This is a genomic window from Paenibacillus sp. SAF-068, assembly GCF_051967555.1.
In the GTDB taxonomy this organism is placed as follows: domain Bacteria; phylum Bacillota; class Bacilli; order Paenibacillales; family Paenibacillaceae; genus Paenibacillus.
This window is the reverse complement of record NZ_JBQCJX010000005.1, coordinates 94,837-113,528: the sequence shown is the minus strand read 5'-3', so window position 1 is coordinate 113,528 and position 18,692 is coordinate 94,837. Positions and strand designations below refer to the sequence as shown.

At 49.1% G+C, this 18,692-nt stretch carries 13 protein-coding genes; 8 read left to right on the top strand and 5 right to left on the bottom strand.

The features are described from left to right. Positions 1-376: 376 nt before the first annotated feature. The 4 genes from ACTHPG_RS23245 (at position 377) to ACTHPG_RS23230 (ending at position 3,736) form a co-directional block, all read left to right on the top strand. Positions 377-1,456, top strand: coding sequence for a sulfate ABC transporter substrate-binding protein (locus ACTHPG_RS23245; protein WP_440391738.1), 1,080 nt, complete (start codon positions 377-379; stop codon positions 1,454-1,456). Positions 1,457-1,543: 87 nt separating this feature from the next. After that, positions 1,544-2,380 carry a sulfate ABC transporter permease subunit CysT gene (cysT, locus tag ACTHPG_RS23240; protein ID WP_091018517.1) on the top strand — a complete coding sequence of 279 codons (837 nt, stop codon included), beginning with the start codon at positions 1,544-1,546 and terminating at the stop codon, positions 2,378-2,380. Between the two features lie 67 nt (positions 2,381-2,447). Next, a complete protein-coding gene (gene cysW, locus ACTHPG_RS23235; RefSeq protein ID WP_440391736.1) occupies positions 2,448-3,323 on the top strand; it encodes a sulfate ABC transporter permease subunit CysW in 876 nt (291 codons plus the stop codon). A gap of 173 nt (positions 3,324-3,496) precedes the next feature. Further along, positions 3,497-3,736: a YezD family protein gene (locus ACTHPG_RS23230; protein ID WP_036607453.1), complete on the top strand. Its 240-nt coding sequence runs from the start codon at positions 3,497-3,499 to the stop codon at positions 3,734-3,736. A gap of 97 nt (positions 3,737-3,833) precedes the next feature. Here ACTHPG_RS23230 and ACTHPG_RS23225 read toward each other — a convergent pair whose 3' ends face one another. Together ACTHPG_RS23225 and ACTHPG_RS23220 are read right to left on the bottom strand one after the other, a co-directional pair. Further along, on the bottom strand, positions 3,834-5,474 hold the full coding sequence (locus tag ACTHPG_RS23225; RefSeq protein WP_440391735.1) for an extracellular solute-binding protein: 1,641 nt from the start codon (positions 5,472-5,474) through the stop codon (positions 3,834-3,836). Positions 5,475-5,500: 26 nt separating this feature from the next. Further along, positions 5,501-7,822, bottom strand: a complete 2,322-nt coding sequence (locus ACTHPG_RS23220; protein ID WP_440391734.1) for an AraC family transcriptional regulator — start codon at positions 7,820-7,822, stop codon at positions 5,501-5,503. A gap of 363 nt (positions 7,823-8,185) precedes the next feature. Between ACTHPG_RS23220 and ACTHPG_RS23215 the strand changes: the two genes are divergently transcribed. Further along, on the top strand, positions 8,186-10,897 hold the full coding sequence (locus tag ACTHPG_RS23215; RefSeq protein WP_440391867.1) for an S-layer homology domain-containing protein: 2,712 nt from the start codon (positions 8,186-8,188) through the stop codon (positions 10,895-10,897). 406 nt (positions 10,898-11,303) lie between these two features. Here ACTHPG_RS23215 and ACTHPG_RS23210 read toward each other — a convergent pair whose 3' ends face one another. After that, positions 11,304-12,191, bottom strand: a complete 888-nt coding sequence (locus ACTHPG_RS23210; protein ID WP_440391733.1) for a hypothetical protein — start codon at positions 12,189-12,191, stop codon at positions 11,304-11,306. Between the two features lie 111 nt (positions 12,192-12,302). Between ACTHPG_RS23210 and ACTHPG_RS23205 the strand changes: the two genes are divergently transcribed. The 3 genes from ACTHPG_RS23205 to ACTHPG_RS23195 all read left to right on the top strand — a co-directional run bounded on the left by ACTHPG_RS23205 (position 12,303) and on the right by ACTHPG_RS23195 (position 15,577). Continuing rightward, a complete protein-coding gene (locus ACTHPG_RS23205; RefSeq protein ID WP_440391732.1) occupies positions 12,303-12,731 on the top strand; it encodes a GNAT family N-acetyltransferase in 429 nt (142 codons plus the stop codon). Between the two features lie 315 nt (positions 12,732-13,046). Then, positions 13,047-13,679, top strand: coding sequence for an NAD(P)-dependent oxidoreductase (locus ACTHPG_RS23200; protein WP_440391731.1), 633 nt, complete (start codon positions 13,047-13,049; stop codon positions 13,677-13,679). 218 nt (positions 13,680-13,897) lie between these two features. Further along, positions 13,898-15,577 carry an NAD(P)H-hydrate dehydratase gene (locus tag ACTHPG_RS23195; protein ID WP_440391730.1) on the top strand — a complete coding sequence of 560 codons (1,680 nt, stop codon included), beginning with the start codon at positions 13,898-13,900 and terminating at the stop codon, positions 15,575-15,577. Between the two features lie 342 nt (positions 15,578-15,919). On the opposite strand, the gene ACTHPG_RS23190 is transcribed toward ACTHPG_RS23195, so the two are convergent. Both ACTHPG_RS23190 and ACTHPG_RS23185 read right to left on the bottom strand, forming a co-directional pair. Continuing rightward, positions 15,920-17,572, bottom strand: coding sequence for a methyl-accepting chemotaxis protein (locus ACTHPG_RS23190; RefSeq protein ID WP_440391729.1), 1,653 nt, complete (start codon positions 17,570-17,572; stop codon positions 15,920-15,922). A 31-nt stretch (positions 17,573-17,603) separates the two neighbouring features. Continuing rightward, positions 17,604-18,617 carry a BMP family lipoprotein gene (locus ACTHPG_RS23185; RefSeq protein ID WP_440391728.1) on the bottom strand — a complete coding sequence of 338 codons (1,014 nt, stop codon included), beginning with the start codon at positions 18,615-18,617 and terminating at the stop codon, positions 17,604-17,606. Between the last annotated feature and the right edge of the window lie 75 nt (positions 18,618-18,692).

The following is an 18,692-nucleotide window of genomic DNA, read 5'->3' as shown; positions in this document are numbered from 1 at the left end:
GCATGGGATTCGCTGAAGGGAACAACGGACGGTGGTTCGTTGTTCCTCTTTTTTTGCCAATGGTGCAGAAATCCGGTAAAAATCGGAAAAAACGTTTGACAGGTATATAGACTGCCTTTATTATACGTATATAACTTACTAAACAGGTAGGAATAATAAAACATGCAATCTGAACAGAATAACGTTCTCACCGTATAGACGGAGGAACACCGCAGCACATCCTTTCCGGATGAAGCATACACGGCTTAGGGCCGGCATGACTTTATGGGGAGAAGTGCGGGTGTTCCTCCGTCTTCTTGTTTTTTTACGGGACGTTCAATCCTGTTCAGCCGGCCTGAGGTAGTCATGCAGATTGATATCGGGGGAGTGTTATTTAATGAAAAAGAGAATTCACAAGGGGATTCTGGTTGGTCTGGCACTGGTGTTAACAGGGGTACTGGCAGCATGCGGATCGGATAGCGGCGGCTCCAATGCAGCAGCAACATCAGGGGGAACGGAAGGCGGCAAAGAAGGGGCTAAGGCCATTGAACTGCTGAATGTTTCCTACGATCCAACGCGGGAACTCTACGAGCAATATAACAAAGCGTTTGCGGCGCATTGGTTGAAAGAGAAGGGTCAGGAAGTGACGATCAAGCAATCCCATGGGGGCTCGGGCAAACAGAGCCGTTCTGTTATTGACGGACTGGATGCGGACGTGGTGACACTGGCATTGGGATACGATATTGATGCGATTGAAGATAAAGGTCTGATTAACGAAGGCTGGCAGGATAAATACGAGCATAACAGCTCTCCGTATACCTCTACGATTGTATTCCTTGTACGTAAAGGCAATCCCAAAGGCATCAAAGACTGGGATGATCTGATTAAAGGGGATATCCAAGTCATCACCCCGAATCCCAAAACGTCCGGCGGAGCACGTTGGAACTACTTGGCAGCATGGGGATATGCTCTCAAGCACAATAACAATGACGAAGAAAAGGCGAAGGAATTCGTTGGCGAATTGTTCAAACATGCGCCTGTGCTGGATTCGGGTGCCCGCGGGTCCACGACGACATTTGTTGAACGTGGCATTGGTGATGTGCTGCTTGCCTGGGAGAATGAAGCTTTCCTATCAGTCAAAGAGCTGGGTCCGGACAAATTCGATATAGTGGTGCCTTCGGTTAGTATCTTGGCTGAACCACCTGTTGCGATTGTGGACAAAAATGCAGACAAAAAAGGAAGCCGCGACGTGGCGGATGCCTACCTGAAATACCTGTACAGTGAAGAGGGGCAGACGATTGCCGCTGAAAATTATTACCGCCCAACGCTGGACAGCGTGGAGGAAAAATTCAAAGATCAGTTCCCTGCGCTTGAACTGTTCACGTTAAAAGATATATTCGGTACATGGCGGGATACTCAGGCCAAACATTTCAATGACGGTGGTATCTTCGACCAGATCTATGTTCCGGGCAGCTAAGGTTGCTCTATTCAATGAATACCCGATCAATTGCGCTGTGAGCGGCCAACCAGCCTCACCGGCTGAAGGCAGAGAGGATGAACGTGCATGAGCAAGGTGATGGTGACGCAAAGACGCACATTGCCGGGATTCGGATTAACGATGGGTTACAGTGTGCTCTACCTGAGCCTGGTTGTACTTATTCCACTGGCTGCGCTGTTGTTTAACTCAACAGGGCTGACGTGGGCAACCATGATTGAGGTTGCGACCAATCCCAGGGTGCTGGCTTCCTTCCAGGTCAGCTTTCTGACCGCAGGTGCAGCGGCCCTGATTGATCTCGTGCTGGGGTTACTCCTGGCATGGGTGCTTGTTCGGTATGAGTTTCCTGGCAAAAGGCTGTTTGATGCGGTCATTGATTTGCCTTTTGCCTTGCCGACAGCGGTAGCGGGGGTTGCCCTCACGGCGATCTATGCCGGCAATGGCTGGATCGGGCAGTTTGTAGAGCCTTTGGGCATTAAGCTCGCCTATTCACAGGCCGGGATTACGCTGGCGCTGATGTTTATCGGCATTCCGTTCGTGGTTCGTACGGTGCAACCAGTGTTGGAAGAGCTGGAGGCTGAGGTGGAAGAAGCGGCTGCCACCCTGGGAGCAGGAAGATGGCGGATATTCCGTACGATTCTGCTGCCGGATCTGATTCCGCCACTGCTGACCGGATTCGCCCTGGCTTTTGCCCGGGGCATCGGTGAATATGGCTCCGTTGTATTTATCTCAGGAAATATGCCGATGAAAACAGAGATTGCCCCCTTACTGATCATGGCCAAGCTGGAGCAGTTCGATTATGCAGGCGCTACAGCTGTAGCGTTGCTGCTGCTGCTGGTTTCTTTCATCCTGCTGCTGATTATCAATTCCTTGCAACGTTGGAGTCGGAAGGCGGGCAGGGCATGACGATGAAGCATGGTGGAATAAGGATATTAAAAAACGTCACTCACCCAAACCAAAGGAGGTGCAGCATATGGCGGGTTCTGTCCCACTGAGCCCTGTTCCACCCGTACGAGCTGGCCGCGGAACAAACCGTGCCACAACGGAAGCTCCATGGGTCAAATGGTTGTTGATTGGACTGGCAAGCCTGGTACTTCTATGGCTGCTTATATTGCCATTGGCCATTGTGCTCATGGAGGCGTTGAAGCAGGGTTGGGGTGTATACATCGCGGCTCTTACCGAACCGGATGCCATGTCTGCACTGAAGCTCACATTATTGGTTGCAGCGATTACCGTGCCGCTGAATACGATATTTGGTGTGGCCGCTGCCTGGGTTATTACCAAATTCCAGTTCAAGGGCAAGGGACTCATGATCACCCTGATTGACCTTCCCTTTTCGATCTCGCCTGTAGTGGGCGGGTTGATCTTTGTATTGGTCTTTGGTTCGAATGGGTGGTTTGGTCCGTGGCTGTCCGAGCATGATATCAAAATCATCTTTGCGCTGCCAGGCATCGTCATTGCGACGCTGTTTATTACGTTCCCCTTTGTAGCCAGGGAGTTGATTCCACTCATGGAGGACCAGGGAACCCGGGAAGAGGAAGCGGCGGTTACGCTGGGTGCTTCGGGGTGGCGAATCTTCTGGAGTGTAACCTTGCCCAACATCAAATGGGGGCTGCTGTACGGTATCATTCTGTGTAATGCCCGTGCCATGGGTGAATTCGGAGCGGTCTCTGTGGTGTCCGGACATATCCGCGGGGAGACGAATACGCTACCGCTGCATGTGGAGATTTTGTACAACGAATATCAATTCTCGGCTTCATTTGCCGTAGCTTCCCTGCTCCTGATTCTGGCTCTCGCCACGTTGTTGCTCAAGAGCTGGCTTGGACACAAAGCCATTTCGGAAAAGTGATACAAGCGGATTAATATCATAATATGAGAAGTAGAAAATACAGATTGACAGCTACTGGAAGCCCTGCTAATGTATAAACCAAGTATATAGGTTGGATAAGAATGATTTATAAATCCGTTGGATGACAGCTCAGGAATATGGCGGGCAGTAGCCCGGGAAGAGGAGGCGGCTCTATGGCTAAGCCGTTAAAAGTGGATGAGGTATGGTTGGACCGAATTGCCGGACAGCTGAATGACATGGAGTTTGGTTCTTTGCACATCGTGGTGCATGAAGGCCAGATTGTGCAGATGGAGCGGACCGAACGAAAGCGTTTTGAGAACACACCCTCAGGCAGCGCCTCCAAATCCGGAAGCACGGCACGAAGCAGTTCAGCCCGTTCACTGCGCGGATCGAATGCGAGTGCAAAGGGATAGAGAGTGACGTGACTTCAGGGAAGTAAGGAAGGAACCAGAGGAATAGACATGTATAATCCGGAAACGGATAGCAAATGTATGTTTCTAACGGTCCTACCTAGTGCGCGCGACTTGTTTCCTTATACTCCTTATACCAATGATTTGCTTCAAGCAACACCTGTTGCCCACCTGCATCCTTAAATTCTTCCACAAAAGTATCGAAATATCCCACAGGTTGATCCCCGGTGATGATGGAGATGTACGCTCTGTCTCTCATGCGAATCAATTCAGATGAATATTGAATCAGGGCAGGGGTTGCAACCTCCAGGCGATTATAGATGCCATTCTCTGTCAACCCAGAAGATGCAGCCCACTGTTCACGTTTGTCCGACGGTGCACCTGGAACCGTCATGCCAATACTTGAGCCGATCATATTCGTATAATTCTCCATTCGGTTATATGGAGGAAGCAAGTGAAATGACTCTGAAGCATCGGTGTTCCAATCCCAGTGCTTTCCTGGGAAGCCATACTCCATTTTGATCTGCTCAGCAGGATCGGGGTTGGCACTTACATAATCGAGTATCTGCAAAATTTTCTCCAGTTTTCCCGGCTCCTTCGCAGCTTCAGCACCTATAGCAATAAAATTCATCAGCAGATTGTTCCCTTTTGAACCGCTACGTCCATCAGGACCAATAACAGGAGAACCAAATACAACCGCTGCGGTTGCATTCTTATGTAGTAGCTCATTGACATTGAACGAGGGTTCCACCGGAGATTCTTGTCCATTTTCATTGAGGACGCTGTAATCTCCCGCTTGATTCCAATGATAATAGTTGCCCATCGAGGTCATCCCAATTTTTCCATTAATAAAAGCATGGGATAGATGTTTATACCCGCCTTTGTTCTCACCGGTTATAAACTCAGGGTCGATAATCCCGTCCCTATACCATTTTTGCATATAAGTCAGGGCTTTTTTCATCTCAGGCTCCAAAGCGCCGATCACGAGTTGGTTGTTTTTTTCATTAAAATACAGCTGCTCGGTGAAAACGGTCTGTCCAAAAGCGCCAAAAACCACATTTAAACCCTCTCTGGATAGGCCATACGTATCCGATTTACCATTTCCGTCCGGGTCATCTTGGGCAAAAGCATACATGACCGTTTCTAATTCATCCAATGTCTTCGGAACGTCCAGACCAAGCTTCTTAAGCCAGTCCTCTCGGTATACGACAGGAGTTCGATAGATGTTGGTCTGATTGATGGCCGGTATTCCATATAAGGAACCGTTTATTTTTCCATACGCTAAGTAACGTGAATCATAATCGCGAATTCGCTGTACGATATTTGGCGCATATTGTTCAAGTATTTCAGGAGAGATCTCCGCCAAGACTCCTTGCATCTGGTACTTAAGCAGATCATGCGGTTGTCTGATTCGGAAAAGATCGGGTATTTTCCCTTGGGCAAGCTCCAGATCCAGCAGTTCCTCGTACCGCTTGTTCTCAAGGTTCCATACCTCCAGATCAACATCAAACCGATCCTCAATATAGGCAATCATCTCTGCGTCCTCAGGAACAGGGATATTTTGATGCATGGTCCAGGATATCGTATACGCTGGAGCCGTATCCTTCTCAGGGTTTGCCAGATGGTCCTTCTGCTGCCCTTTTGCCCTGTCCCCGTTTAGAACAGCACACCCACTTGTACACACGAGAAGGAGAAGCATTGCGGAGTATAGGCTTAGCTTTCTTGAAAGGTTAAATTTCATAGCAGCTCCTTTTTTAATTTTGAATTCTATATAGATCCCTGTTCCATTAGACTGCGCATGAAGTTTTTTGGTGTACAGCCGTGAATTTCCTTGAACTTCTTGATGAAATAGGCAGGGGTACGGTAACCGACTGTATTTGCGACCTGCTCAACCGTAATTTCGCGTTGCGTCATCAGTTCCCTTGCGCGTTCCATCCTCTGGTTCGTAACATACTCCGAATAGACAATCCCGGTTTCTTCCTTGAAGAGTTTACTGAGATATTTAGGGCTGATGAACACTTGCTCTGAGACGTGATCCAGCGTGAGATCGCCCGATAAGTTCTCTTGAATATAGATTTTGACAGCCGAGATGGTATCCACGCTCCGTACCTCGCTTCGCTTTTCCATATGCATCACAAATTCGGTCACGAGGTGAATCATCCATTCCGAATAGCGGTTGATATTGTAGAACAATGAGAATTGCTTGTACAGACTCAATGTGTGGGCCTCGGTGGGCTGCCAACGTACCTGATGAATACATTCAGAGTATATGGAGACCGTTTTAAGTAATATGATCCGACTGTATTCGGATGAATACATGCCTTCTTTAATCTGAGAGACCAGCTCTTGAATAGCCTGGACTGTGCCGTGCACATCCCGAGTCTGCAGTTTCTTCTCAAAATTTACGAGGTATGAGTCCGGAATTTCCAAGCTGCTGGTTTCCCTGTTCAGCAGATCCAGATCCTGAATGGCAGACTGATCGGGAAAGAAATAGCTGTATCGAATCAAGGTATTCGCCTGATGATAGCTTGTGTATACCTCCGTGAAGTGCTCTACCCATCCGCCCAGTGATAGCACGAAATCCAGATCGAATCTGGTTTTTGCTTCCGTATGAATGAAATCTACAATGAGATCAGAGAGAGGTTCTTCGGATTGATTGGTACAGATGATTACTGCTATTTTGTGATCCTGCAATTCCTCTGCCAGCAGCTGAGTTCCTTCCATCTCTGCCATCTCCAGTTGTTGGATCATCGTGTACAACGTATGCTGCAACTGTCTTGGCTGCAGATCCTTCCACTTCTCATTGACTGGGTCAATGACGATGCAGCGGAAGCGAGTATACGCTATTGAAATATGAACAGATTGCAGTTGTTCGGTAAGCTCCTCTGGGGTAAACCGGTTATTTAACATGTTCAGCATGATACTATGCTTAATCATCTTATGATTGGCCTGGAGTGTCTCTTCAAGGCTATCGACTTTATTGGACAGACTGTTAATGGTTGTATCGATAAACCGATATTCGTCCTGTTTTAAGCTGGTAGGGCTATCCATCCGGCTCTTGATGTTATTCAGGATTCGTTTGAGAGGACTATAATTGGCCCTGGTGAAGAGGGACGACATCGCTATACCAACCGCAACAGCCAATAAGCCGAGAAGAACCGAAATCTCCTTCAAGCTATCCAACTTATAATAGAAGCTTTCATTGGGCGTGGTTGTGTAGATTCTCCATGCATTTCCTTTAAATTGATCTTGGGTTACGACATGAGAGTCATAGTTAAATACAGGCGTGAAGCCCTCCTCTGAAGAAGGATAGGAGAGGAGTGACTGCGTCAGATTTTCCTCCGTGAAAGTGCCTATCAACGTTTTGTCCGCGGCAGAGATGACGGTTCCATCCTGATCGATAATTAATGTATTCGCATAGTCGGCAGGGAGCATGTTTTTAATAATCTGACTAATCGCTGACTCTTTGATATCAATCGCAATCAGGGCTTTACTGTCTTGTCCAGACGATTGAAAAGGATAACTGTGGACATAGGAAATTAGAGGACTCCTGTTGCTCTGTTCCCGTGATTCGATATACGCATCCTGAGGCACCATGCGAGTTTTCATCCATAAGGAACTTTCTGGAGTCTCTTTCATCGCAGCAATCCAATCCGTCGTGTGATCCACACTCGAAGGCGTGTCCTCATAGAGCAATAGTCCATATACAGATGAGACGATGAAGTTATTCTTCGTATCGTACACATGAATCGCTTCAATGAGATCGGAATAATTCTGCACCATATTTTTGAGGGACTGTTCGATGTCCAGAATTTTGCTATGGTTTCCTTGTAAGCTATCTAAATTGATATTTGCAGCGTTACCGAGTGCCAGGGACAGGTAGACCTGATTCACCTTCTGGATAACGGAGCTCTCAATAGTATTGACCGTGCTTTTCAGCGACAATTGATTATTGATTCGGATCTCTTTGCTGTATTGATGGGAGAAGAAGAGATAGAAAATGGAGCCGAAAAGAAGCGCAATGACAAGAACAACAGCGAGGTAGGAAAGAACCATTTTGGATCTCACAGACTGAAATGGCTTACGCATTCTTTATCTCCCTTCATTCCTTATTTCTAAACAACTTCATCATTATATAGCAGGCCAAGGACGAGAAATCATGTTGACCGAAATTTAACAAACTCCCCCGTCACATTTTACATTCATTTAATAAAGCGTTTACATAAAAGGATATCATAATTAACGAAAGTAGTATCTCCTCTATTTTTTTAGGGCAGAAATCATCGGAACGTACGATTTTGATATAAAACGGAATATGTTCTATAGATGCGAAACGCTCTCTAATGCTACAGTAACGGCAGATCAGACATCTGTATAGAGACTTTCTTACTCATTTGCAGATGCAGGAGCAAAAAAATAATTTACCATAATGGGAGCGTGTATTTGCAAGCCATGAGAAAACCACTTAAAAAGTCACTGGCATTACTTCTAATGTTGTCTATGGTAGGTCCGACATTTGCAGAGAAGAGTTTTGCAGCCGATCAGAAGATTCAGTTCTCTGATATTAAGGGACACTGGGCGGAAGCAAATATTCAAGCATGGGGTGATGAAGGATTAATTCGAGGCTATCTGGATCATTCATTTAAACCGAACACGTATATTACCAGAGCAGAATTTATGAATTTGGTAAACGGTGCTTTTGGATATTCCGGACAAGCTCAGATTACCTTCAGCGATGTGTCTGAGAGTGCATGGTATTACGAAGCCATTTCTATTGCAAATGCGAATGGATATATAGATGGGTACACCGATGGCACCATGAAGCCGCAAGATCCGATCACCCGTCAGGAAGCAGCCAAAGTGATCGCTGGCATTTTGAATTTGGAGTCAAGCGAAACAGCTGCGAATGTATTTAGCGATTCATCATCAATTGCGGCGTGGAGCAAAGGAGCGGTAGGTGGAGCGGCAGCGGCAAAAATTATCTCCGGATATGCGGATGGAAGCTTCAAACCGCTTCGTTCCATTACGCGTGCCGAAGCCGTGTCTGCACTCGTTAAGGCTGTAGAAACAGATGCTACTACAGCTGCCAAACCAGCTAAGCCAAAAGGAACGGCAGCTGTACTGAATGTGAATCCTCCAGCAGATGAAGCTCGGTTGTCCGCCGTGAAGGACGGAGCCAATGCTGGAGACGACACTTTGAAAAATATTGCGGAAACTAATCCATTTATTGATATCCTGGACGGTTTTGATCAAGTATGGTCCATGAACCAAACGGATTGGAGAGATGGCACAGCGGCAACCAAAATCGGAGCTGACGGAAAGAATGCAAAGTATGGAGATGGACCTTCCCCATATTATGATGGCTTTAAGAATGATCCGACCGTAGCTGTCGCTGATCAGAAAACATATGCTAATGAAGAGATCCGAAACAAAGCGACTTGGGAAGCCAATATCAGGTATGTAGAAAAGGTTACACAGAATCGCACGGCTGAAGAGGCATTGGCAGCCTATTACGATGACCAAAGGGATAAGATCTATAGCGTGATGGAGGGCTTTGGCCCCTTGGCTAACACGTATGTAGATATCATCAAGCCAAAGACAAACGTTGAACGAACGGTGGACGAGATGAATGTGGTATTGACCGAAGAAACCGTGGAAGATGAAAGCCAAGGTATTGGAGATTGGGAGGAAAAAACAGAACTATCAGACTTGGTCCATTTAGTTGATCTGGTTCGATTCAAAATTCCTGCTTCATCTAATCCCTCTAAATATTTCTACTCTTCCCCTAGACCGTGGAGAATGAATTCCAATGGAGAAGTGAAAGAAGTTGTTGACAGCAAAGGACTGCCTGTATGGGAAACCTTGGGCGAAGGTGAGAAAAAAGAAGTACCTCTGGCTTCAGGCGGCACCAAATCAACAGGAGAAAAACATTACCAGCAATACGAAACCAACGTTAAGCTTATTCCTGCGTTAACTTATGTCAAACGAATCGCTGAGGATGGAAGAGGAAAAGATGGCGGATTTCCGAGCGGACATACCAGTGCAGCTTACTTATCCGTATTTCCTTTGGCATACGCTACACCAGAACGATTCTCTGAATTGTTAACGAGAGCAGCTCAGCTGGGCGAGAATCGAGTCGTAACGGGGATGCACTCGCCGCTTGATGTTATAGGAGGAAGAATACAGTCCACAGCCATGGCTGCATATGCACTTAATCAGGCTGAGAACAAAGATGTGTTAGAGAAAGGCTATGAGAATGCAGGAGAAGTATTTGGAGCCGCAGCCAAGGAAAAAAATATGAGTCTGTATGAGTATGCACACACCGTAACCGAAGATTACACGTTCAAGAGTGCTTATGATGAACACAAATGGGAAGATCATGATGCCAATAAAGCCTTCTATAGAGAGAAGATGACTTACGGTCTGCCACAAACAGGAACCAAAGGTTTGGCTCCCGTTGTACCGCAAGGAGCAGAAGCTCTGTTGGAAACGCGTCAACCGTATCTAACAGATGAGCAACGCAGACAAGTATTGTATACAACATCCATTGACTCTGGATATCCTGTACTGGATGAATCCAAGGGCTGGGGTAGAATTGATCTGGTCACGGCTGCGGATGGATACGGTGCATTCTTGAACAATGTAACTGTGGATATGGATGCTTCCAAAGGACGGTTCAATGCTGAAGACTGGTGGAGAAATGATATCACCGGTAGTGGAATGCTCACGAAAAAGGGAACAGGATCACTTACCCTGACAGGCAACAACAGCTACACAGGCGGAACCTTGCTGCAAGCAGGAACGTTGGTAGCCGAATCCGCAACGGCTTTGGGTACAGGTGATCTGTATGTGGAAAATGGAACCGTTGTTGTGAATGTCGACGGTGCATTAACCTTGAATAGAAACTTCACCATGGATAACGGTACGCTGGAATTGGTTGTAGATGGTGACAACAGTCAACTGAATGTCGGCAGAAAGCTCTACATTGATGGAGGAAGTCTCAAACTAGACTTGTCCAACCATAAGATTGAAGGTTCCAAAGATATTACGTTAATCACCGCTAATGGAATTACAGGTGAATTCGACAGTGTAACCGCAGATGGTTATGACGTTACGGTCACGTACGAAAAGGGTCGTATCATTGCACATGTTGTAGCCAAATAAGTGAAGTAATTATGCTATCGTTTAATTTTTAGCAAGGACAAGATTAGTAATATAGAAAAGGGCTGAAACTACAATATAGTTTCAGCCTTTTTTCCTCTTCTACTAATAAAAATTCTCGCTTCGTACGGGAGGGACCCGATGTTGTTTGCTCACATGCGCTTGGAACAGAGCATGAGCAATGGAGTGCGTGCTAACGGATCCGAGGCATCTTAATCAAGGATTTAAATGGTCCGTAGAAACCTAAGGAATCTGAGACACGTTATATTGGCGTGTACGGCGTTTTACAGCGTTTTTGTTGAGCAATTTTGGGAAATAACGTGTCTGATGTTCTTTACAATGTTGAAAGAGGACGTAGAAGCCAGATAAGCCGTCCTGAGTTCCTTAGGAAATCGGCTGGATGCGTTAATTATTCGTCGGTATGGGTGCCAGATGTACGACGTGTATTCCCTTCTAGCTCCGTAGAAACCTGCTTCGTTGGTTCCAACTCCGTCTGTCCTGCGTAGGGGCGTTCACTGCGAGAGCGTGTCCCATTCAACGCGAAACCCGATACGAATATAATCAACTGTAATCCCAGGGCATAGGGGGCGGCAACAAGTCCAATCAGGTGGAGCAAGGAGCATACCGCGATCAGTAAGGAGAGCAGTTTGGTTACTGTACGCGGCCTATCCCGGCGCGGGCTGGCCCAGAGCAGATATCCGTACATAATGGTGATCATAAGGGAAACCGCACGAATCCAAGGCAGGATATTGCCCCATGTGTCTACAGGCACGTCCAGCATCCGCTGACGAAATACCAGATCTGTAATCAGAAATCCTGTAGCTGTCAATGCAGCTGGTTCGGCTAAGGGTCGGAAGATGGTCCAGACCGCTGTGCCCCAATGATCTGCCTGTGTATCCCGGTTGAGTTCATCTGATAATGCGGTGCATTCCCGTTCCAGTGCTCTATGCATCAGACCGATTCTGGCGGGATCATGTTCCTTAATACAGTCACGGATCTGGTCCTGTAGCTGAGGGGAGAGGTAAGATGCGGCTTTACAGGCTAACATTGCCGTGATTAGATCGTTATGTTCATGTTCCGACCGTTCATCATTCCGTTTTTCCTGGATGGTAAGTTGTCCCAAGAGGGCTGTACTTATGTATAATGTATCTCGTATCCTTCGCATTCGCCTTTCGTGGCTCCGGCGAACTTCAGTGGCAGACCATATGTATATCCCCAAAAGCAGAGCCATGATGCCAAGCACCACAGCCATAGCACCTGGGCGCGATGTTAGATCTTCAATCCAACGTTGAAACACACTTGTTCCTCCTTTGCTCTAACTTCACGTATCATGAAACACGCTTCACGTAAGCTTTCTCTCACTATTACACAGGAAGTAGATGAATTCAAGCAGAAAGGGGCACAATTCATGGATCAAGTGAATATTGAACACACACCACCCGCAGCAGTGGAGTATCTTGCCCTGCGGCAGATCGCGGGCCTTAGTCCAATGAGCAGGGAAGGGGCGGAGATTGGACTACCGAATAGTCTGTTTGCCGTATGTCTGCGTGAAGAGGATATGCTGGTAGGCATGGGACGAGTGATTGGAGATGGAGGTTGCTTCTTTCAGGTCGTCGACATCGCTGTACACCCGGATGTTCAGGGAATGGGTTATGGCAAACTGATTATGAGCGAGATTATGAATTATTTGCGTGACGTTGTGCCTGCTCGCGGTTTGGTCAGTCTGCTGGCGGATGTTCCGGCTGATCGTCTGTATGCTCAATTTGGATTTGAGTACACCAGTCCAAAATCGGAGGGCATGTGGTGGAGGCAGGGAGAGGAAGGGCCGGCTACTTAGGAAAAAACTGAATTTTGATGTGAGACTGAATTTCATATGATGATGAAATCTTCTCCGTATAGCCGCATTAGCGGCTTTTTTTCATGAACCGTATTGCTTGATGGGGAGGAGAGGGGATACTTCTGAGTGGCGGCGTTTCCTTCGATCATGCGGTGAAGATTGTTTTTCTACATATAAGCTGTAAGAGATAGGTTTACAAGTGTTCACATCCGGTTTAAGATGGCGTGAGCCGTTTAAGGTATATAACAATAGGATTAAGTATTAAAATAACGGTAAGGTAATGAAGCGATATCTAACAGAAAAGAGGGAATTCATATGAAAGTAGCCATTTTTGGAGCAACCGGAGCGATTGGCAAAACGATACTGTGGGAGCTGATGGATCGTGGACATGAAGTGACTGCGGTGGTGCGTGACCCGTCGAAGGTTGAGATGGTGCATGAGCGTTTGCGTGTAGAACAAGGGGATCTGCTTAACCCGGATCAGGTGGCTGATTTTGCAGCAGGTCAAGAAGTGGTTGTGAGTGCGTATGGTCCGAAGTTCGGTGAAGAAGAAGAAATGCTGGAAGTCACCCGTTCATTGATCGAGGGTGTTCGCCGTGCAAAAGCAGGGCGCCTGGTAGTGGTTGGTGGAGCGGGAAGCCTGCTGACGGATTCCGGTGATATGCTGATGGATACGCCGGGATTCCCGGAGGAAGTTAAGCCGCTGGCTAAAGCCCATGCAGATGCATATGATCTGATTGAGGCATCAGGTATTCACTGGACGTATATGAGTCCTGCAGCAACGATCACAACAGGACGGCGTACAGGCCAGTTCCGGGTTGGCATGAATCGTGTGATTACGGATGATATTGGCGAAAGCACGATTTCGGTTGGCGATTTTGCAGCGGCTTTGGTGGACGAACTGGACGATCCGCAGTTTATTCAATCACGGTTTACGGTAGGTTATTAAGCGTAGACAGGTTTGGGATGGATGAATCTGAAGGTTTTGTATCTGTAGTTCCTGTACACGGGATTCGGGATCGATAGAATTTTCAATAATGCATTGCTTTGGACGTGGTAACTGGAAGAAGTAAGGGCAAAGCAGCCATAACGATATAGGATTGCCGTTCAGGTGCGGAGTTGTTGCTTTTAGGTATAAAATGAGCTTGTCACGGGGAGGGATGAACGTTGTTTATCGTAACCGCTGAACAGATGAGAGCTGTGGACGAGTACACCATTCATAAGTTGGGTATTCCCGCTGCCAGTCTGATGGAGAATGCAGGTCGGGCCATAGCCGAGGAAGTCATCAAGCTGTGTCGGGAAGAACAGGCAGAAGGGTGGCTTGCAGATTCGGGACAGCCTGGCTATAGCAGCAAAGGCGATGCGCGGCGGGCACACACCGGGCCCGGCGATCGGCAAGGTTATGGTGGCGACATCATCGCCGATCCGGCGCTGGTGATGGAGCGCCCGGGAGATCAGCAGTGGTACATGCTGATCGGCAAGGGCAACAATGGCGGCGATGGCCTGGTGGCCGCGCGGCATTTGGTTGAAGCAGGGCTTGGCGTGACATTGGTCTACGCCGATGCCCCTGATGCGCTGCGGGGCGAAGCCGCAGTGCAACGGGATGCCGCCGCGCAGCTCGGCATCCCTGCCCTTGTCCACGGGCGCGAAGCCGTGGACTTCAGCCGGTGCACAGGCATCGTGGATACGCTGCTGGGCACCGGCTCGCGGGGAGCGCCGCGAGGAGCTTACGCGGCGCTGATTAAGGCGGCGAACGACAGCGGCAAGCCAGTCGTGTCCGCCGATGTGCCAAGCGGGCTGGACGCCGACACCGGAGAGGTGTACGAGTCCTGCATTCAGGCCCGGGTGACCGTATGCCTCGCGCTGCTCAAGCGCGGGCTGGTGCAGTATCCGGGCGCTTCTGCTGCGGGGCGCATCGTGGTGCGCGCCATCGGCATTCCCGCGAAGCTTGCGCCGGAGCATGGCCCCTCGGTCCGTCTGCTGACGGACAAGGTGCTGCGCGGTGCGCTGCGCGTGGACACAGGCCGCCTCCGGGCACCGGACGGCCACAAGGGCACCTACGGCCACGTGTTGCTGGCCGCGGGAAGTCTGCCGATGAGCGGCGCCGGCCTGCTCTCGGCCAAGGCCGCGCTGCGCGCTGGCTGTGGGCTCGCCACATGGGCGCTGCCCGCGGCACTGCTGCCGCATGTCATCGGCAACGTGCCCGAGCTCATGCTCGCTGCCGCCGCCGATGGCGACAGCGGCGAATGGAACGCGGCTTCCGCCGACGCCTTGCTGCGTCTCGCGGAGAGCCGCGACGTGCTCGCGACCGGCCCGGGCCTCGGCCGCTTCAAGGGCGACACAGACTGGCTGCGCCGTCTGTGGCAACATACGGATCGTCCGCTCGTCATCGACGCGGACGCCCTCAACATGCTGGCAGACGCTGGCCCACATGGGCCTCGCGACTGGGGCCAGCGAAGTGCGGCGACAATCCTGACGCCGCACCCTGGCGAGATGGGTCGACTGCTGGGCATGTCGACCCAGGAAGTGCAGCGTGACCGCATTGGACACGCTGCACAATACGCCCGCGAGCAGGGCGTGACCCTTGTGCTCAAGGGAGCACGAACGGTCATCGCAACGCCTTCCGGCGAGGCGTACATCAACACCACCGGGCACGCCGGCATGGCGACTGGCGGTGCCGGAGACGTATTGACCGGCATCATCGCCGGTCTGCTTGCCCAAGGGCTCAGCGCGGAGCAGGCCGCCGCGTTCGGCGTATATCTCCACGGACAGGCCGCCGAACGAGCAGCACTGCTCCGCGGTGACCCGTCGTCCCTGCTGGCCGGAGACATCATCGACGCACTGTGAGTGGAGTTTCCGATCTAGTTTTCTTACAGAAACTTGTAACTCCGCTTCTTTGGATTCTTTCTGTCCTCTCGGTTTCGTGTACATGTTTAGTTCAATTTATATACAATCATATCGCTGATACGAAATAAATTCATAGATGAAACAACGATTAGCCAATGAAAAGGGGAGCCCTGTCATAGTCATGACGGAGGCTCCCCTTTATTTGTTTGTGTGTTCACACTGCGTGATTCTGGTTCGCATCTAACCTAGCTATAACCTGTCTATAATCTCATCTAGCATGCATTAACCTGCATCTAAACTACATCCGACCTAAGCCTGGCCCAAGTTATCCCGACATCCTGCTTACAGCCGGAATCGCAGCAGTTCCTGATGCATCTCCGCGCTGATATCACGCAATGACTTCACCTTGATACTTGCATCTGCGAAGGAACGTTGTTGTTCCGACGTGGAGGCTGTAATCTCTTCACTGCTGGCAGCCGATTGCTCAGTGATGGCACTGATATTTTCGATGGCCTGTTGCACCTGTGTACTGAGTTCATTGGAATGCTGCATGTCCTCCGCAAGCTGCTGAATACCCGTACTGATGCGCTCCACACTTTCACGAATGGCGGAGAAGGATTCCCGGGTCTGGTCCGTAGCTTGTTCCTGTTCGCCGAATAGCTGCATGCTCTGCGCTACCGAGTTCTTCACCTTGTCCATGGAGGTCGTGATCTCACCCACGGCCGCATAGATATGCTTGACTGATTGTGCGGATTGTTCGGCGAGTTTATTCACCTCGCCCGCTACCACAGCGAAGCCACGCCCGGCTTCTCCGGCACGAGCAGCTTCAATGGATGCATTTAACGAGAGCATGGTCGTCTGTTTCGCAATCTCCGATACATATGCCGTCATCGTGGTGATTCGAACCGCGCTGTCTTCCAGTTCCCGGACCGTCTGCTCTACCTCGGACATCGCCAGACGATTTACTTCAGCCAGACGGAGTTGTTCCGCGACAGCTTTATTACCTTCTTCAACCGTAGTTAATACTTCTCGACCATCGATCACGGATTGGGATGTAGCCTTCAGATTACTATTGAAGGTAGACTGCATCTTATCCACAACGATGACCGTTTCACTCAAGTCCTCGGCAATCTTCTGACTGCCAACCGCCAGTTCCTCGGTTGTACGGGATACTTGCTGTACAATCGCTTGAGACGTATCATTCCCGCGGTCGATGTCCTGCGCCATCAGATCAACACGATGACCAGCTGCACCAATGGATTGAACAATGCCGCGAATATTAAGGGTCATAATGCGGAAAGAGCGACTCAGGTCATCAAGTTCGTCTTTGCCCCGAGCTTCCGGTAATTGCAGGGTAAGATCACCGTCCGCAATCTGTCCAGCGGCGTCTTTGAGCGTACGAATACGCCGGGCGATCTGACGTGAAGTATACATATTGAACAACATGATGGCGACGAGCAATACGATGGCTCCACCGAGAGCGATTTGCCACGTTTGCTGAATGTCACGCTCCAAATCGACGGTATATTGATCATAACGATCTCGCGTTATTTCATCCAACGAATAAATATCGTTCTGTATGCCCCGAACCCGGGTGCTGTAACGCTTGGCTTCTGCACTATTCATCTCGGTCATTGCTTCGGTAGCTCCCTGATTCAGAGCTTCTAATTTGGTCTGGATGGACTGAATAAGTTGCAATTGCTGATCCGTTTCCAGTAATCCGTCTGTAAGCTCCTGAATCATCGTTTGACCTTCATCCAGCAAGCGGAGCACGGCGTCTTGGTTACCTGCTGTCATGGAGAATGAGTAGACATCCAGCGCCTGCTGGGTCTGAATCTGATTGGCATTCAGTTCACTAACCTTGAGCATGGCCGGGACCAGATTCTGATTTTTGGCATTCATCCCGAGCAATTCCATGATGATAAAGGCTACCAGCGCTAGGCATAGAAGTAGCGAGATCAGAGCATTCAGTATCAGTTTTCCTTGTAGTTTCATATGCGTACCTCCTCGAATCCGATAGGTTTGGTTATTGATCAAGCTTAATTTTGATTTGACCGGAAGAGATCTGTGTTTTCAGTTCATCGAAGGTTTTCTGTTGTTCATCACTGAGCGTGATATTATGTAGAGCAGTCAGACCCACCGCGTTCTCCGCCAGCCCTTCCACGATTTCTTTTTGAGGGAAGGTATGATTGTTTTGAATAAACGAGTTCACGGCATTATAGATGGAGACATCCACATTTTTCAGCATGGACGTCAGAATGGCTTTTTCGGCCAAAAAGAACTGATCGGTATCTACGCCAATGGCGTATTTCCCTAATGTTTGAATCTCCGTCAGTGCGCCCACGCCTGTGAGACCTGCGGCTACGTAGATCACGTCAGCGCCCTTGTCCTGAATCATCTCTGCAGCCAATTGTTCGCCCAGATCGGCATTACCGAAATCCCCAGCGTAGACAGCATCAACGGTTGCATCCGGCTTGACAGCCAGAACACCTTGCTTAAACCCCTGCTCGAAATTGCGTAGGACCGGTATCTCCATTCCACCAAGGAAGCCAACATGATTTTCGGTTGTGGCCATAGCGGCAATCACACCTGCCAGATAACTTCCTTCTTCTGCCCGGAACGAGATGGAGGCAATGTTAGGCAGGTCGGACTGACTGTCAATCAACAGGAATTGCTGATCCGGATACTTGGCAGCGATTTTCTCCATGTCGGGCTGTACCGTATCACTCAGACCAATAATCAGGTCGAATTTGGCAACCGCCAATTCCTCAAATGCAGCTTCAAAGGATCCATTCTCGCCCGGTTCACGATAGTCAAAGATAATGCTTTTCTCGTCTCTGGCCTGAACCAGCCCATCAAAAGCAGCATCATTGAAAGAACGGTCACCCAGACCTACTTCCGTAAGCACGATCCCGACCTTCGTTCTTGTGTCTGTTGACGTTGTTGTATTATTGGCAGAACATGCCCCCAGAATCAGTACCGCCAGGATTATCATTATGGTGAGACCTAGACCTGCGCGTCTGCTCTTGTTTGTTTTCATGTGTGGTACCCTCATTTCTATAGTCGCTTTTTGCTCATTTCCCTTTATCTATATCGGACAGAGCGGCATTGTGAT

What these genes read in the sequence shown, in the direction of transcription:
- ACTHPG_RS23245 (WP_440391738.1), top strand. Translation starts at nt 377, where the DNA reads ATGAAAAAGAGAATTCACAAGGGGATTCTGGTTGGTCTGGCACTGGTG.
- cysT (WP_091018517.1), top strand. Translation starts at nt 1,544, where the DNA reads ATGAGCAAGGTGATGGTGACGCAAAGACGCACATTGCCGGGATTCGGA.
- cysW (WP_440391736.1), top strand. Translation starts at nt 2,448, where the DNA reads ATGGCGGGTTCTGTCCCACTGAGCCCTGTTCCACCCGTACGAGCTGGC.
- ACTHPG_RS23230 (WP_036607453.1), top strand. Translation starts at nt 3,497, where the DNA reads ATGGCTAAGCCGTTAAAAGTGGATGAGGTATGGTTGGACCGAATTGCC.
- ACTHPG_RS23225 (WP_440391735.1), bottom strand. Translation starts at nt 5,474, where the DNA reads ATGAAATTTAACCTTTCAAGAAAGCTAAGCCTATACTCCGCAATGCTT.
- ACTHPG_RS23220 (WP_440391734.1), bottom strand. Translation starts at nt 7,822, where the DNA reads ATGCGTAAGCCATTTCAGTCTGTGAGATCCAAAATGGTTCTTTCCTAC.
- ACTHPG_RS23215 (WP_440391867.1), top strand. Translation starts at nt 8,186, where the DNA reads ATGAGAAAACCACTTAAAAAGTCACTGGCATTACTTCTAATGTTGTCT.
- ACTHPG_RS23205 (WP_440391732.1), top strand. Translation starts at nt 12,303, where the DNA reads ATGGATCAAGTGAATATTGAACACACACCACCCGCAGCAGTGGAGTAT.
- ACTHPG_RS23200 (WP_440391731.1), top strand. Translation starts at nt 13,047, where the DNA reads ATGAAAGTAGCCATTTTTGGAGCAACCGGAGCGATTGGCAAAACGATA.
- ACTHPG_RS23190 (WP_440391729.1), bottom strand. Translation starts at nt 17,572, where the DNA reads ATGAAACTACAAGGAAAACTGATACTGAATGCTCTGATCTCGCTACTT.
- ACTHPG_RS23185 (WP_440391728.1), bottom strand. Translation starts at nt 18,617, where the DNA reads ATGAAAACAAACAAGAGCAGACGCGCAGGTCTAGGTCTCACCATAATG.